Genomic DNA, 13,988 nt, shown 5'->3' on the forward strand with positions numbered 1-13,988 from the left:
TCATCGCTGCGCGATGAGCAAGCGAAGCGCCGCGCTTCGCTTGGCGCGTCCTTCCGCTTCGCTCCAGGACTACGGATGCCGGCTCGCTTCGCTCCCCGGTGCGCGCGAGCGCGGGCGTTCACTCCGCTTCGCTCCATGAACGCAATGAACGGGCCTCGCTTCGCGGTGCCTTGACGGGCCGTCACTTCATGGCTGCCCGTCAAGGGTTTCGCTTCGCTCCACCCCTACCCGTCCGCTTCGCTCCCAGATCCAGAGCCCGCTTCGCGGGCGGCTTGCTGCACAAGTAAGGAATGAGAAAGTTGGCCTCAGCCCTCTCGGCTCAGCCTGTGCTTCATTCTCTGAACTGGATTCGAACTGGACTAGAGATATCCCCCCGATGAGGCTCAGCTCGTTCGTCTGTCTGTTTTGCCCTGCACCGTGGCAAGGCGCGGCACCGGTGACCTTGCCACGTCAGGCTTCACCCGGCCGCGCAGCGCGGGATCGCCGGATACCTCTTGAGCGCCGGGGTGGCCGATCACCCCGGGTACCCGCTCGTCAGAAGACTCGTCGGTGACTCGCCCCTCGGTCACCCCGGTGACGGCTGTCCCGTATCGGTCTGAGGGAGGTTCAGTGCGGGAACGCCCTCGGCGGACGCTGACGGGGCAGCGTGGTGCGGAACTCCTCGATCACGGAACTCACCTGCCGCATCAGCGAGGTCCGCTCCAGCAGACCGAGGTAGAGATTACGGCGGGCCAGTCCAGGCAGGTCCACACAGAAGTACAGCGCCATCAGCGGGTTGATGAACAACTCGCTGCCCTTGGTCCTTTCCGTGAACCGGACATTGCCGAAGTCACCGCGCACGGCAGCGGCCACAGAACCGTTCACAATGCTCGGGTGGCTCGCGGTGTGGCGCTGGGCATGCGCCACCGCGTCAAGATACAACGCACCCTCCCGCCCCGCCCCCAGCAGCGAGAACGCGCCGAGATACGAGCCATCCCGGTCCAGAGCGGCCAAGTTCTCCAGCACGAGCGAGTGGTTCACACCGTGATACGCATCCACCCCGAAGCCAAGACAGGCCACCAGCCGGTGCGCGACCTCGTCGAGTCCGCTCACGGCGGCGAGACTCGCCATGTCCTCCTCCGGGGTGCCGAGACCGTGCTCGTCGCCGCGCATCAGGATGTCGGTGCCGCCGTCCACCAGCACGATCGCGTCAACACCACCGAGATGCTCGATCAGCGTCCGGTAGGCCGTCCGCAGCGGCCCGACCCCGATGCTCGGGAAGGCGTACACGGTCGGCGGTAGATCCTGCGTCACGAGCCACTGGGCAAGCGTCCGTTCAGGGAAATAGTCACCACGCATAGGGGTGTCGGGCCCGATGGCCGCGACGTCCTGGTCCACCCACACGTCAAGGTCCAGGCCGTACAAGTCGGCGAAAGACAGGTTGGCAAGGTGTACCTCCTTGCCCGCCGACCGCAGCGCGAGTGCGAGCGGCAGCCCGGCGTACACGTCGAAGCCGCCGCCCGCACCGGCGATGAGCACCCGTCGCACGTCGTGCAGGCGAGTGAAGAATGCGGGTTCCCCCAGAGAAATCACCGCATGACGCTAGCAGGAGGGCGAGTCGGCACCAGGGCGATCAGACTTCAGTGAGATTGAGGCCGTGGAGTCCCTGTCGTCGTCCTGAGGGGCATCGCCTACGCCCCGTCCGGTGGTGCGACGCAGGTGTGCATCTGTGCGGTACGGCCGCCGGCTGTTGTCCAGGTGGCTGGGGACGTGGAGACGTAGTGCCATCCGGCGCGTTCGTAGAGGTGGATGGCGGCCGAGGCTCCGGATTCGACCTGGAGGGCGGGGGTGCGGCCAGCGGTTGTGGCTGCTTCGGTGGCCTTGCGCAGGAGCTCTGTGGCCACGCCTCGTCTGCGGGCGTCGGTGCTGACGAAGAAGCGCGCCACGGACAGCAGTCGCTGTGGCGGCAGGCCGACTGCGGTGGCCAGTGCCTGTCCCGGGGGGTCAGCCAGCCTTCGGGGTCGACGGGCCAGTCCACTGGATAGCGATCTGCCGTGTGGACCGTGGCGAGTGCCTGGACGCAGCCCGGCATGTGGTCATCGGTACGTGGACGGATCGTCGGTTCGCTCATTGCGGGATCCTGGCACGTCACCGCGTTTGCCCGGGAGCGCAGCTGAGCACGAGGGCCGCGGCTCCGGCCAGGGCGAGCACGACTGAGGCGCTGCGGGCCATGGTGCGGCTCCTCACCTATGACGGCCGATCAGGAACGTTGCAGGGCCGCCGGACGGCGGCGGCGCAGCGCCGGGCGGGCCGGCAGGAGGACGCCCGCGGCCACGGTCACAACGACGACCAGGACGATGGCCGCCACCTGGACCGGCGGCAGATAGGGCAGCGACCCGGTGACGGACAGGCTGAACGCGGTGAGGGGGATCAGGGCGGCCAGCACGCCGACCACCAGTCCGGTGACGATCAGCACCAGGGTGCTGAGGAGGGTCCTCGTCGTAGTCGGTCGAACGTGCCATGGAGGGCTCCTGCTTCCGGTCCAGTGCTCGTCACGGGTCCCCGTAACGTCTGCTCCATGCTGCCCTGGCCGTGTGGTGCGGGTCAGTGCACCGCACACCCGAATCGGGGTGGAGCCTGCACCACCCTGTTCTACGCAGCCGCTCGGACCATGTGCACCTGGGACTTCCGCTCGGCGACGAGTGCCGCCAGGCGGTCCAGGCCCGTGTTGATGCGGTCCGGTTCCAGGGCGCTGAAGGAAAGGCGCAGTTGGCGGTGGCCGCCGTGGCCTCCGTAGAAGTGGTGCATGGGGGTCCACAGGACTCCGAAGGCGCGGGCGGAGTGTTCGAGGGCTTCCTCGTCGGCGGTGAAGGGGACCGTGAGGACGGTGAACATTCCGCCGCGCGGAGTGGTCCAGGTGACGGTGGGGTCGCCTCCGAACCGCTGCTCCAGGCCGTCGAGTACGGCGGTGAGGTTGCGCCGGTAGACGGCCCTTTCGCGTTCCGTGGCCCGGACGAGGCTGCATCCGTGTTCCAGGAGGTAGCCGCCGATGACGGCCTGGGAGACCGTGGAGGTGTTCAGGGTGAGCATGCTCTTGAGCTTGGCCAGTTCGTCGGCGAGGAGGGTGCCGTCGGTCATCGGCTGGTCGGCGACGACGTAGCCGACCCGGCTGCCCGCGAAGGCCGTCTTGGCGAAGGAGCCGAAGTGGAGGACGCGCCGGGTCCGGTCGAGCGACTTGAGCGTGGGCTGCCGGTTCCCGTCCGCCCCGAAGAACGCGTACGGGTTGTCCTCCAGGATGAGCAGGTCCTCGCGGTCGGCGATGTCCAGGAGTTGCCGGCGGCGCTCCTCGGGGAGGGTCGCGCCGCTCGGGTTCGCGAAGTCGGGGACGACGTAGCAGGCGCGGGGCCGCAGTCCCCGGGCGCGCAGCAGCCGGACCTGGGTGACGAGGTCGTCCGGGTCGAGGCCGTGGGCGTCCTCGCGGACGCCGTGGACGGGCATGTCGACCAGCCGGGCCGCGCCGAGGAATCCCACGTACGCGGGGAGCGCCGCGAGCACGACGTCCTGGGGGCCGCGGCGCAGGGCGCGCAGGGCGAGGACCATGGCCTCCTGGCAGCCGGTGGTGACGAGGATCGCTTCCGGGTCGGCCGTGATGTGCTCGTCCTGTTCCAGCTGGCGGGCGACGAGGTGGTGGATGAACCCCTTGGTGCGGCCGTACTGGAAGAGGGTGCGGTTGATCTCGGCGGGGCTGCGGCGCTGGTCCTGCTCCAGGTGGCGCTGGAAGCGGCGGAGCCACCGGGGCAGCGATTCGGCGTCGTAGAAAGCCTCGTAGGGGCGTCCGGCGGCGAACGACACGGCGTCGGGGAAGCGTCCGGCGATGTCGTTGAGCGTGGTCATGGACGTCAGGACGGGGTCGTCCACCGAGGGGTGCAGATCCGTCCGGTCCAGCGGGGGCATCGCCGTCTCCGGCCGGCGCGGCGGTGTTCTCGTGTCCATGCTTCCCCCTTGTTCAGGCGTGGTGCGGGGCCGGGACGCCGGCCGTGTCGTCGGCCTCGGCCGGCCGGGTCCGGGCGCCGAAGCGGGCCAGGGCGGGGCCGGTGAGCCCGAGGAGCAGCATGATGACGCCGAGGCCGATCCAGCCGAGGCTGCCGAGGCCGAGTACGACTCCGAGCAGGAAGACCGGCGAGGCGGCGCGGACCGCCGAGGACGCGGTGCCGGACAGGCCCTGGTACTGCCCCTGCGCGTGGGCCGGCGGGAGGCCGAACTCGAAGGCGAAGGAGCCGGCGGAGTACCAGATCTCGCCGAGGGTGAGCAGCACCATGCCGGCGACGAGGGCGAGCACGGCGACCCACGCGGACACCCCGGCCATGAGGCTGATCGCCGCGCAGCCGAGCAGCAGGGCCATGCCGGAGCGGCGCAGGGCGGCCCCTCCGTCGGTGAGGGTCTGGACTCCGCTGCCGAGCCGGACCTGGAGGAGGACCACCAGGGCGGTGTTGATGAGGAAGGCGGCGGTGACACCCCAGGTGGGGGCGTCGGTGTGGGAGACGATCCAGACCGGGATCATGATTTCGAGGACGAGGACCTGGACGGTCATCGCGCCGCCGACGAGCGCGTAGAGGACGAACGCCGTGTCCCGCAGCGCGGCTCTCCGGGTGGCTCCGGCGGGCGCCTTGCCGGTGCCGGCGGCCGGGGCGGGCCGGGGCAGGGGCCGGTAGTCGGGGACCCTGAACAGGAGGAGCAGCGCGGCCGTCTGGGCGACGCCGAACAGGACGATGAGGACCTGGTAGGCGGTCTCGGTGCCGATCTGGATACCGACACCGCTGACCAGGGAACCGAGGGCCACGCCGATGTTGGAGACCGCCCGGGACTGGGAGCGGATGGTCACGGTGTTCTCGCCGCCGACCCGGCGCAGCAGGGCGCCGACGGAGGGGAAGTAGGCGGCGAAGCTGACGTTCATGCACGCGTTGACGACGAGCAGGGTCCAGAAGCCCTGGACGGCCAGGTAGGCGAGGCCGGACGCGCCGAGGCCGGCGAGCGAGCCCATGACGACCCGGCGCGGGCCGACGCGGTCGGCGAGGGCGCCGGCGGGCATCGACGCGAGGATAGCGATCAGGCTGGACACGGTGAACGCGAGTCCGACCCGGGCCGTGGGGAGCCCCACGATCCGGGTGAAGTAGAGGACGCTGATCGGCATCATGATGCCGCCGCCGACCGTCCCCACGAACGACGAGGTGACGTAGACGCGTTGTGCGCCGGCTTCGGGTATGAGGCTCTTGGCGAAGGTCAACGGACTGAGTGCGGACATGGCCTGCCTTCTGTCGCCCGTGCGTCGGTCTTCCGTGACGGCTCTGGTGGACGGCCAACCTAGGTCCGGCCCGGCGGTCGGTCATCTCCTCCCGTGCGCGGCCCGGAACGGGCTGCGCGTACGGGCAAGCTCGGAGTTGTCCGGCTTCTCGCGGGGCGCCTAGCTTCGCCGTTCCGATGAGGAGGCGTTGCCCATGCGAGACGTCGAGGAAATCGCGCGCTATCCGCTCTCCGCCCAGCTGGCCATGTGCTGCGCCAACGAGCGCGACGGCTTCGACATGTCGAAGTTCATCGCCGTGATGGCGTTGCGGATCCGGGGCCCCTTGGACTCCTCCGCGCTGCGCGGGGCTTTGGACGACCTGGTGTCCCGGCACGAGTCGCTGCGTACGGTCCTGGCCTGCGACTGCGACGACGACGGCGAGGGGTACCAGTCGGTGCTTCCGCCGGCCCCGGTGCCGTTCACCGAACAGGTGCTGGTGCCCGGGCCCGGCGAGTCGCGGGAGGACGCGGCCGAGGAGCTGCTCGTCAAGCTGCACGCGGAGACGATGCCGCGTACGGAGACCCCGCTGCTCAGGGCGGTGCTGTACCGGTTCGACGACCAGGACGCGGTGCTGACGGTCCTGTCGTCCCACCTCGCGGTCGACGCCTGGTCCGCGGGCATCCTGCGCCGCGATCTCGCGGCCTGCTACCGGGCCCGGGTGCGCGGCGAGACGCCGGAGCTGCCGCCGGCCCGGAGTTACGGGGAGTACGCGGCCCAGCAGCGGGAGGGGCTGGCCGGGGAGAGGGCCCGGTCCGTCCGCGACTTCTGGAAGGCGGAGCTGGCGGGCGGTCAGGTCTTCGCGCCGACCGCCGAGGAGGTCGGGAGCGCCGACCGGGGCGGGGCCGTCTACGGGAACGCCGTGTTCGACCTCGGTGAGCGGGAGATGGGCGCCGTCCGCGCGGTGGCCCGGAGCGTGCGCAGCACCCCGTGGCACGTGCTGGTCGCGGCGGGCGTGCTGCTCGCCGCCCGGGTCACCGGTGTCCCGGACGCGGCGCTGATGACCAACACGGCCGCCCGTGACGACCGGTCCTTCTACGACACGGTGGGGTTCTTCGCGGACGTGCTGCCGCTCCGGGTGGACCTGAGCGGCTGTGTCACCTACCGGGACGTGCTGCTGAGCGCCCGCCGGGCCTGTCTTGAGGCGTCCCGGCATCCTCTGCCGCACCGGGAGCTGGAGCGGGACAACCCTGCCTTCATGCGGCCGCGCGCGCAGCCGGAGAACATGATGTTCCTCTTCAACTACGCCCGGTCCGTCGTCGGGGACGACGACATCCAGTTCGCCGGGCGGGTCGAGCAGGTCTCGATGCGGCGCGAGATGCCGCTCGACCGGGGCGGGTTCTGCGTCTGGGCGATGTGGGACACCCCGTCCGGCGGTCTGCGCGGCTGCTTCGAGTACGCCCCCGAGCGACTGCGGAGCGGTACGGCAGAGCGCTGGACCGCCGACTTCGCCGCCCTGGTCTCCCACCTCGCCACCCACCCCGATCGCCCTTGGAGGGACGACACGTGACCACAACTCAGGACGACCTCGCACAGCGCGTACGGGACGAAGTCCTCGACGCCGCCCGGCAGGTGTTCGCCGGAGAGGTGGACGACACGCTCGACCCGGTCGCCGCCGGCTTCGACTCGCTGGCCGCGACGGAGATGGCCGTGGCGCTGGAGGAGCGGCTGGGCGTCGAGTGCACGCTCGCCGATGTCTTCGACATGCCGTCCCTCGGCGAGCTGGCCGCCCTGCTGGCCGAGCGGGTCGACCGGGCCGGCGGCCGGTAACCGGTGGACACGGGCGCGGAATGCCCGGTCGTCGCCCGGGTCCGGAGCGTCGCGGCCCGTCACCCGGGCCGCCCGGCCGTGGTGACGGATACGGGCCGGGTCACCTACCGGGAGCTGTGGCGCCAGGTGCTCGGTTGGCGGGACCGGTGCGCGGCGCTGGGTCTGGCCCCGGGCGCCCTGGTCGCCGTGCTCGCCGGGCCGGGGGCGCGCTGGCCGGCGGCGTTCCTCGGGGCGCGGGCGGCGGGTCTGGTCCCGCTGCTCGTCGACGTACAGCAGCCGGTCGAGCGCACCGGCGCGTTGCTCGCGGCGGCGCGCCCGGCCGCCGTGCTGCGGTCCGAGACCGGGGAGGCCGAGCGGACGGGTGAGCCCGCGCCCCGGGTGCTGCCGCCGGGCGCCGGTTATGTCGTGTTCACCTCGGGCAGTACGGGCGCGCCCAAGGGGATCGTCGGGCGGGCCGCGGGGCTGCTGGCGTTCATCGACTGGGAGATCGGGGCGGTGGGCGCCGGCCCGGGGACCCGGGTGGCGGTGCTGACGTCGCCGTCGTTCGACGTGGTCTTCCGCGATCTGCTGCTGCCGCTGTGTGCGGGCGGCGAGGCGCACTTCGCCGGGCGGGCGGTGCGCGCCGCCCCGGCCGCCGTGCTGGGCTGGCTCGCGGAACGCCGTGTGGAGGTGGTGCACGCGGTCCCGAGTCTGGCGGCGCGCTGGCTGGCCGCCGACGGGTCGGACGGGTCCGTGGACTCCCTGCGCTGGACGCTGTTCGCGGGTGAGCCGCTGCACGGCCGGCTGGTACGGCGGTGGCGTGCGGCCGCGCCGTCGACGGAGGTCGTCAATCTGTACGGGCCTTCGGAGACCACGCTCGCCAAGTTCCACCACCGGGTGCCCCGCGACTGCGGCCCCGGTCTGCTGCCCGTGGGCCGGCCGCTGGACGGGACGGCGCTGTCCCTCGTACACCCGGAGGCGACGGGGCCGGTGGGGGCGGAGGTGCGGCAGATCGTCATCACCTCGCCCGACGGCTCGCTCGGCTACCTGCCGGGGACCTGCGGGGACGACGACGCGGAACGGCTGCGGTACGCCCCCGGGTCCGGGGTGACCCGGTTCCGTACGCGGGACCGGGGCGTGCTGGACGACGACGGGAATCTGGTGGTCGTCGGGCGGCTGGACTCGCTGGTCAAGCGGCGGGGCGTGTTCGTGGACCTGGCGCGCGTCGAGGCGGCGGCGGCCGGTCTGGCCGGGGTGACGGCGGCGTGCTGCGTCCAGCTCGCGGACGGCGATGTCGTCCTGGCCGTCCAGGGCTTCGGCCCGGCCGCCGCCGCGGCGCTGCGCCGTCCGCTGCGCACGGCGCTCGGCGAGGGCATGCCCGACCGTGTCACGGCCCTGCCCGTCCTGCCGCTGCTGCCGGGCGGCAAGGCGGACCGGCGGGCCGTCGCAGACCTGTTGGACCGGAAGGAGACCGATGAACGCCGGGCGTCGTGACCGTACGAGGGACCGCACCATCGTCGTATGCAAGTACCAGCCGGAGCTGCTCGCCGCACTGCTCGACCACGAGGCGCGGACGGCCGACGTCTGCCTGGTGATCGAGCGGTCCGACGTCCTGTACGAGAGCCCCGATCCGGCGCTGCTCGGCCGGTGCCGCAAGGTGTACACCGTGTCAGGCTTCGACTCGCTGGCGGAGCTGTCCGCCGTCGCCGTGGATCTGCGGCAGACCTGTCCCCCGGTCGTCCAGGTGCACAACCAGGACGAGCGCAGCCAGTTCGGCTCGGGCTATCTGCGGCTGCTGCTCGACCCCTCGGCACCGGGGGCCCGCCACCATGTCGCGCTGCGGGACAAACGGCTGATGAAGGAGCTGGTGGGTGAGGCGGGCGTGGCCGTGACCCGGTTCCGTTCGCTGGCGGATCCTCAGGACGCGGACGCGGTGGCCGCCGTGGCGCGCGAGCTGGCCGCGCCGCTGATCGTGAAGCCGGTGGCGGGGTACGGGGCGAGCGCCACGGAGAAGGTGGAGTGCGGGGAGGAGCTGGGCGCGGTCGCGGCCGGGCTGAAGTTCGAGGTGGGGCAGCGGGCCGGGCAGCTGATGGTCGAGGAGTTCGTGCCGGGCGAGGAGCTGGCCGTCGACGCGATCTGGTCCGGCGGCGAACCGCTGACCTTCGTCGTGCACCGCTATCTGTACCCGAGGATGCAGGTGCTGGGCGGCGCCCTGGACGGTTCGCTGATCCTCGCGCCCGGGGAGCATCCCGGGCTGTACGCCCGTATCAAGGACATGCACAAGCGGTTCAACCCGGCCCTGGGCATCCACGACGGGCCCAGCCACCTCGAAGTCTTCGTCCGGGAGGACGGCGAGCTGGTGTTCTCCGAGGTCGCCGCGCGGCCGGGCGGCGGGTGGATCCAGCTCATGATCGGCGCGTACCACGGGCGTTCCACGTCCGGCCTGATCGCCGAGGCGGCGCACACGGGGTCGGTGACGCTGCCCGGCGCGCCGTGGCCGCACATCGGCGGGCTCCACATCAGGCCGTCCGCCCCGGGCGTCATCGTGTCGATGCCGGACGACGACGAACTCGCGGCGTTCCCCGGCGCGGTGGACTGGCACCGCAGGCGTGAGGCCGGCGACCGTGCCCGGATCTCGGGCCCGTCCGACTGGTACTTCCACCTGGTGCTCGGCGCGGACACCGAGGAGGGACTCTTCGAGACCTGCGAGCGGGCGGCCCGGACGTTCACGGTGGAGACCGCGGAGTCCGCACCCCCGGTACGCGGCAGAGCCGTCGCGCGCCGCGCCTGAACAGCCGTCCGCGCCCGGACCTCCTGGTCCGAGCGCGGACGCTTGTGTCAGGCGTTGTTCAGGGGGCTGTTCTGGTACGCGGCGAGGCGCCAGCCGTCCGGCTGCTTCACGGCCAGCCAGGAGGCGTGCACGGCGCGCTCGGGGGCCGGCTCGGTCTCGCCCTCGACGCAGATCCCGCCGCGCGTGATGAGGACGGCGACCTCGGGTGACAGGAAGCGGACGTCGATCGGGGTGCCGACGACGCGGGTGCCCTTATACGGCCCGGCGAAGGCGGCGCTGGTGAAGGCGCGGATGGACTCGCGGCCCTTCTGGAAGACGCCGGGCAGGATCATGGTGCCCTCGTCCGTGAACACGGCGGCGAAGGCGTCGGAGTCGTAGCGCGCCCACGCCTCGACGATGCGGCGCGGCAGGCCGGCGACCTCCGCCTTGTCCTCGTCGGCTACGGGGCCGCTGATCGGGGCGGTCTGCGTGGTCATATGTGCTCCCTGGAGGCTGGGCCGTGGTGGCCGGGCAAGGTCCTCCGGCCGTCGCGCGAGTGCCGCGGAGGGGCCGGCCGTGCTGTGCGTCAACCGTCACATTCCGGGGGTACGGGCCGCACCTTCCGGACCGACCGCGTTCGGGCCCGGCGCGGGCGGATTGGGCACGGGGCGAGAAGCCCGGGCGGCCGTCACCAGGGCCGGCCGCGCATCGCGGCGGACAGGCGCTCGGCGATCATGACCGTCGGGGTGTGGGTGTTGGCCGAGGGGGTGTCCGGCATGACCGACGCGTCGATGACCCGGAGGCCGGTGTGCCCGTGCACCCGTCCCTGGAGGTCGACCACGGATCCGGGGTCGGCCGCCGGGCCCATCCGGCAGGTGCCGGTGGCGTGGAAGTAGTCGCCGACGTGGTCCGGCAGCCAGGCGTCCGCGAAGTCCTCGTCCAGCAGGGCGGTGAGGTCGCTGCCCCGGTCGTCCACCCGTACCGACTCCACCACCTCGGCGAAGGCGGAGCTCCGCAGCGCGCGGACCAGGCAGCGCAGCGCCTCGTGCATGGCGCGCCGGTCGGCAGGGTCGTCCAGCATGCGCAGGTCGATCCGGGGCGGTCCGGACGGGTCGTCGGGGTCGAGCCGGACGGTGCCGTCGGAGCGCGAGGTCATCAGGGCGGCCATGAGGACGCCGTGCACCTCGCCGCCCCCGCTGGAGTCGCCGTGCATCGGCAGGAGGTGGATGTCGCCGTGCCCCTCCCCGGAGGACGTCCGGAGGACGGTGCCGATGCACGGGAGGTCGGCGCGCGCCTCCCGGTACTCGGGGCGCAGGACCAGGCCGACCGAGACGGCCGGGTGGTCGCGCAGGTGGTGGCCGATGCCGGGGCGGTCGACGCCGGAGCGCAGCAGTACGGCGGGGCTGCCGATGACACCGGCGCTGAGGACGACCTCGTCCGCGTGCAGCTCCTCGCCCGTCGCCGTCCGTACGCCGACGCACCGGGTGCCGTCGAACAGCAGCCGTTCGACGGGGGTGTCGGGGCGGACGGTGAGGTTGGCGCGGTTCCTCGCGGGCCGTAGCCGGTGCTCGGCGCTGGAGTGCCTGCCGTGGGGGGTGGCGTTGCGCAGGAGTACGCCGGCCCCGTCGGATGGGTCGTCAAAGGTGTCCAGGTCGCGTTTGAGGCCGAGTTCGGCGGCGGAGGCGAGCAGGGCGCTGTCCAGGGGCGTCAGCTCGGCGTCCGTGGAGGCGGCCAGGTGGGGCTTCAGCTCCTGGAGCCAGGGCCGCACCTCCGCCCAGGACCAGCCGGTGCAGCCGAGCTCGTCCGCCCAGCGGTCGTAGTCCCGGGGCAGGCCCGGCAGGGCGAGCATCGAGTTGACGGACGACGACCCGCCGACCCCGTACCCGCGCAGGTACCAGCCGAGCCGGCCGCCGGCCAGGTGGGTCGCCCGCTGGTCGGGCCAGAACGCCTGGTGGTGGGCGAAGATGCCGATGCCGTTGCGGGAGGCGATGGCGCGGGCCAGTCCGGGGGCGCGCCGGTCGGGCCCGCCTTCGAGGAGCAGCACCGCACGGTCCGGGTCCTCGGAGAGCCTGCTCGCCACCACGCAGCCGGCCGAGCCCGCTCCCACCACGATGACGTCCGGTCCTGGGGACACGCCGTCACCTCCTTCTCGCCTTCGCCATGGAACAGGGGCGCCCATCCTGTCGGCGCCGCGTTCGCGGCGGCCACTTTCAGGGTGCGGTCCTTCCGGGACGGACCGCCGCTGTCAGTGGCGGCACTTAGGATCGGCCCGGCCCCACCGTGGGGCCCCGGATGAATCGAGGTCCGTAGCGTGAAGTTCATGATGTTCGTGTGTACCGACTCCGAGCCCGACGAGGACCGGACCGACGACTGCGACACCTGGGCGGCCGAGAACGACGCCGCCGGACGGCGGGTCACCGGGAGCGCGCTGGCGCCGGTGGACGAGGCCGTCACCGTCCGGATGCGGGCGGGGGAGCTGCTGCGCACGGCGGGCCCGTTCGCGGAGTCCAAGAACGTGATCGTGGGGTTCGACATCCTGGAGTGCGCGGATCTGGACGAGGCGGTCGAGGTGGCGCGGCAGCATCCGATGGCCCGTATCGGCCGGCTCGAACTGCGCCACTTCGTGGATCTGGACTGAGCAAGCGGTTCGACTGAGCAAGCAGGGAGTTGGGCGCCCGGCGCGATATCGGTAGCGTCGGGCGTGGTTGCCGACGCCCGTACCGGTCGGTGCCAGGACCCCCGGCCGGTCCGCCGGCAGCCAGCGACTCAGCCCCCGCGGAGGCCCCCGTGTACGAGAACGACGCCGCCCCGAAAGCCTCCGTGGTCATTCCCACGTACAACAGGGCCGGTCTCCTCAGGGACACCCTGCACCAGCTGACCCGGCAGACCGTGCCCGCCGGTGACTTCGAGGTGATCGTCTCCGACGACGGTTCCAGCGACGAGACGGCGGACGTGGTACGGGAGTTCACCGACCGGCTCCGCATCCGGTACCGCTTCCAGGAGGACCGGGGCGCGCGCATCGCGCTCGCCCGCAACCAGGGGGCGCGGCTGGCGACAGGCCGGGTCCTGGTCTTCCTGGACACGGGTGCCATGGTCGGGCCGGGCTTCCTGCGCTCCCATCTCGCCGTGCACGACGCGGCGGAGCCCCGGGCGGTCATCGGTTACGCGTTCGGCTACAACCCCTCGGACCCCATGCGGCAGCTCGCCGGTCCGCTGGATCTGAGCGAGCCGGAGGCGGTGTGGGAGCGCTTCCGCGACGACCCGGCCTTCCGCGACATCCGGCACGAGCAGTTCACGGGGTGCGGTTTCGACCTGTCGCGGCGCCGGACGCCGTGGAGCATGCTCTTCACCATCAACTTCTCGGTGGACCGCGCGGCCTTCTGGGCCATCGACGGGTTCGATGAGCAGATCAGCGGCTGGGGCGGGGAGGATCTGGAGCTCGGCTACCGGTTGCACCGGGACGGGGTGGCGTTCCACTCGACGTACGACGGCTGGGTGATCGAGTCCTCGCACGAGCGGAACATGGACGTCTCGTTCAGCGAGTTCATCTCCAACATGGCCCAGATCCTCGCGAAGCACCCGCAGCCCGCGATGGAGCTGGGCTGGGCCCTGGTGGGCTGGACCCGGCCCTTCTGGGACTGGGAGAAGGAGTACCGCGCTCTTGAGGAGTGGACCGCCGAGGTGGGTGGGGCGTCCGTGGCCGGTGAGCTGGCCGCGTCGCTCGGGGAGGTGCTCGCCGGGAGCCGGATCGCGGTGTTCGGGTCGGGCGGTGACATCCCGTCGGATCTTCCGCCGTCGGTCCTCGTGGAGTTCGACCGGGGCCTGCTCGACGCGGCCCTGGCGGGGGGTGCGCACGAGGGCCATCACTCCATCGGTCTGCGTACGCCGCTGGCCGACGGCGCGGTGGACACGGTGGTGATCACCTCGCGCCTGTCCGGGCTGTGGAAGCGCTGGGGCGACGACCTGACGGCGGAGGCCGGGCGCGTCGGCCGCCGGGTGATCAACCTGGCTGCCTAGGTGTTCTGCGCAGCGACGAAGCTCCTGGTAGGCGGGTTCTCGACCAAGATCACCCGCACGGGGCTGATGTATCAGCGGCAACGATTACAGTCGCCCTTCCGGGCCGCTGCTGCTATTTCGTGGACATGGCCCAGA

At 72.0% G+C, this 13,988-nt stretch carries 13 protein-coding genes; 6 read left to right on the top strand and 7 right to left on the bottom strand.

Translation table 11 applies throughout. From position 1 onward, the window contains the following. Nucleotides 1–606 precede the first annotated feature (606 nt). The 5 genes from OG867_RS31740 to OG867_RS31760 form a co-directional block, all read right to left on the bottom strand. Nucleotides 607–1,572 (bottom strand): DUF1152 domain-containing protein, encoded by a 966-nt coding sequence (locus tag OG867_RS31740; RefSeq protein ID WP_328904561.1) that lies wholly within the window; start codon nt 1,570–1,572, stop codon nt 607–609. A gap of 98 nt (nt 1,573–1,670) precedes the next feature. Continuing rightward, nucleotides 1,671–1,925 (bottom strand): GNAT family N-acetyltransferase, encoded by a 255-nt coding sequence (locus OG867_RS31745; protein ID WP_331720314.1) that lies wholly within the window; start codon nt 1,923–1,925, stop codon nt 1,671–1,673. Nucleotides 1,926–2,239: 314 nt separating this feature from the next. Beyond that, entirely contained in the window at nt 2,240–2,455 is a 216-nt protein-coding gene (locus tag OG867_RS31750) for a hypothetical protein (RefSeq protein ID WP_331720315.1), read from the bottom strand. A 176-nt stretch (nt 2,456–2,631) separates the two neighbouring features. Further along, nucleotides 2,632–3,972, bottom strand: a complete 1,341-nt coding sequence (locus tag OG867_RS31755; RefSeq protein ID WP_331720316.1) for a PLP-dependent aminotransferase family protein — start codon at nt 3,970–3,972, stop codon at nt 2,632–2,634. Nucleotides 3,973–3,985: 13 nt separating this feature from the next. Further along, on the bottom strand, nt 3,986–5,281 hold the full coding sequence (locus OG867_RS31760) for an MFS transporter (RefSeq protein WP_328904565.1): 1,296 nt from the start codon (nt 5,279–5,281) through the stop codon (nt 3,986–3,988). A 193-nt stretch (nt 5,282–5,474) separates the two neighbouring features. Here OG867_RS31760 and OG867_RS31765 point away from each other — a divergent pair, with 193 nt between their 5' ends. From OG867_RS31765 to OG867_RS31780, 4 genes are read left to right on the top strand one after another with little or no spacing between them, the layout of a single operon-like run. Continuing rightward, nucleotides 5,475–6,827 carry a condensation domain-containing protein gene (locus OG867_RS31765; RefSeq protein ID WP_331720317.1) on the top strand — a complete coding sequence of 451 codons (1,353 nt, stop codon included), beginning with the start codon at nt 5,475–5,477 and terminating at the stop codon, nt 6,825–6,827. Further along, nucleotides 6,824–7,087, top strand: coding sequence for an acyl carrier protein (locus OG867_RS31770; protein ID WP_328904567.1), 264 nt, complete (start codon nt 6,824–6,826; stop codon nt 7,085–7,087). The genes OG867_RS31765 and OG867_RS31770 overlap by 4 nt, the downstream gene beginning before the upstream one ends. A gap of 3 nt (nt 7,088–7,090) precedes the next feature. After that, nucleotides 7,091–8,560, top strand: coding sequence for an AMP-binding protein (locus tag OG867_RS31775; protein WP_331720318.1), 1,470 nt, complete (start codon nt 7,091–7,093; stop codon nt 8,558–8,560). Continuing rightward, a complete protein-coding gene (locus tag OG867_RS31780; RefSeq protein ID WP_331720319.1) occupies nt 8,541–9,857 on the top strand; it encodes an ATP-grasp domain-containing protein in 1,317 nt (438 codons plus the stop codon). The genes OG867_RS31775 and OG867_RS31780 overlap by 20 nt, the downstream gene beginning before the upstream one ends. Nucleotides 9,858–9,904: 47 nt before the next feature. Here OG867_RS31780 and OG867_RS31785 read toward each other — a convergent pair whose 3' ends face one another. Together OG867_RS31785 and OG867_RS31790 are read right to left on the bottom strand one after the other, a co-directional pair. Further along, nucleotides 9,905–10,333 (bottom strand): SgcJ/EcaC family oxidoreductase, encoded by a 429-nt coding sequence (locus OG867_RS31785; RefSeq protein WP_328904570.1) that lies wholly within the window; start codon nt 10,331–10,333, stop codon nt 9,905–9,907. A gap of 191 nt (nt 10,334–10,524) precedes the next feature. Further along, complete coding sequence (locus tag OG867_RS31790) at nt 10,525–11,970, bottom strand: GMC oxidoreductase (protein ID WP_331720320.1); 1,446 nt, start codon at nt 11,968–11,970, stop codon at nt 10,525–10,527. Nucleotides 11,971–12,147: 177 nt separating this feature from the next. Here OG867_RS31790 and OG867_RS31795 point away from each other — a divergent pair, with 177 nt between their 5' ends. Both OG867_RS31795 and OG867_RS31800 read left to right on the top strand, forming a co-directional pair. Next, nucleotides 12,148–12,474: a YciI family protein gene (locus tag OG867_RS31795; RefSeq protein ID WP_331720321.1), complete on the top strand. Its 327-nt coding sequence runs from the start codon at nt 12,148–12,150 to the stop codon at nt 12,472–12,474. A 149-nt stretch (nt 12,475–12,623) separates the two neighbouring features. Continuing rightward, entirely contained in the window at nt 12,624–13,853 is a 1,230-nt protein-coding gene (locus OG867_RS31800; protein WP_331720322.1) for a glycosyltransferase, read from the top strand. Nucleotides 13,854–13,988: the final 135 nt, after the last annotated feature.

This window comes from Streptomyces sp. NBC_00209 (genome assembly GCF_045206345.1).
Classification (GTDB): Bacteria; Actinomycetota; Actinomycetes; order Streptomycetales; family Streptomycetaceae; genus Streptomyces.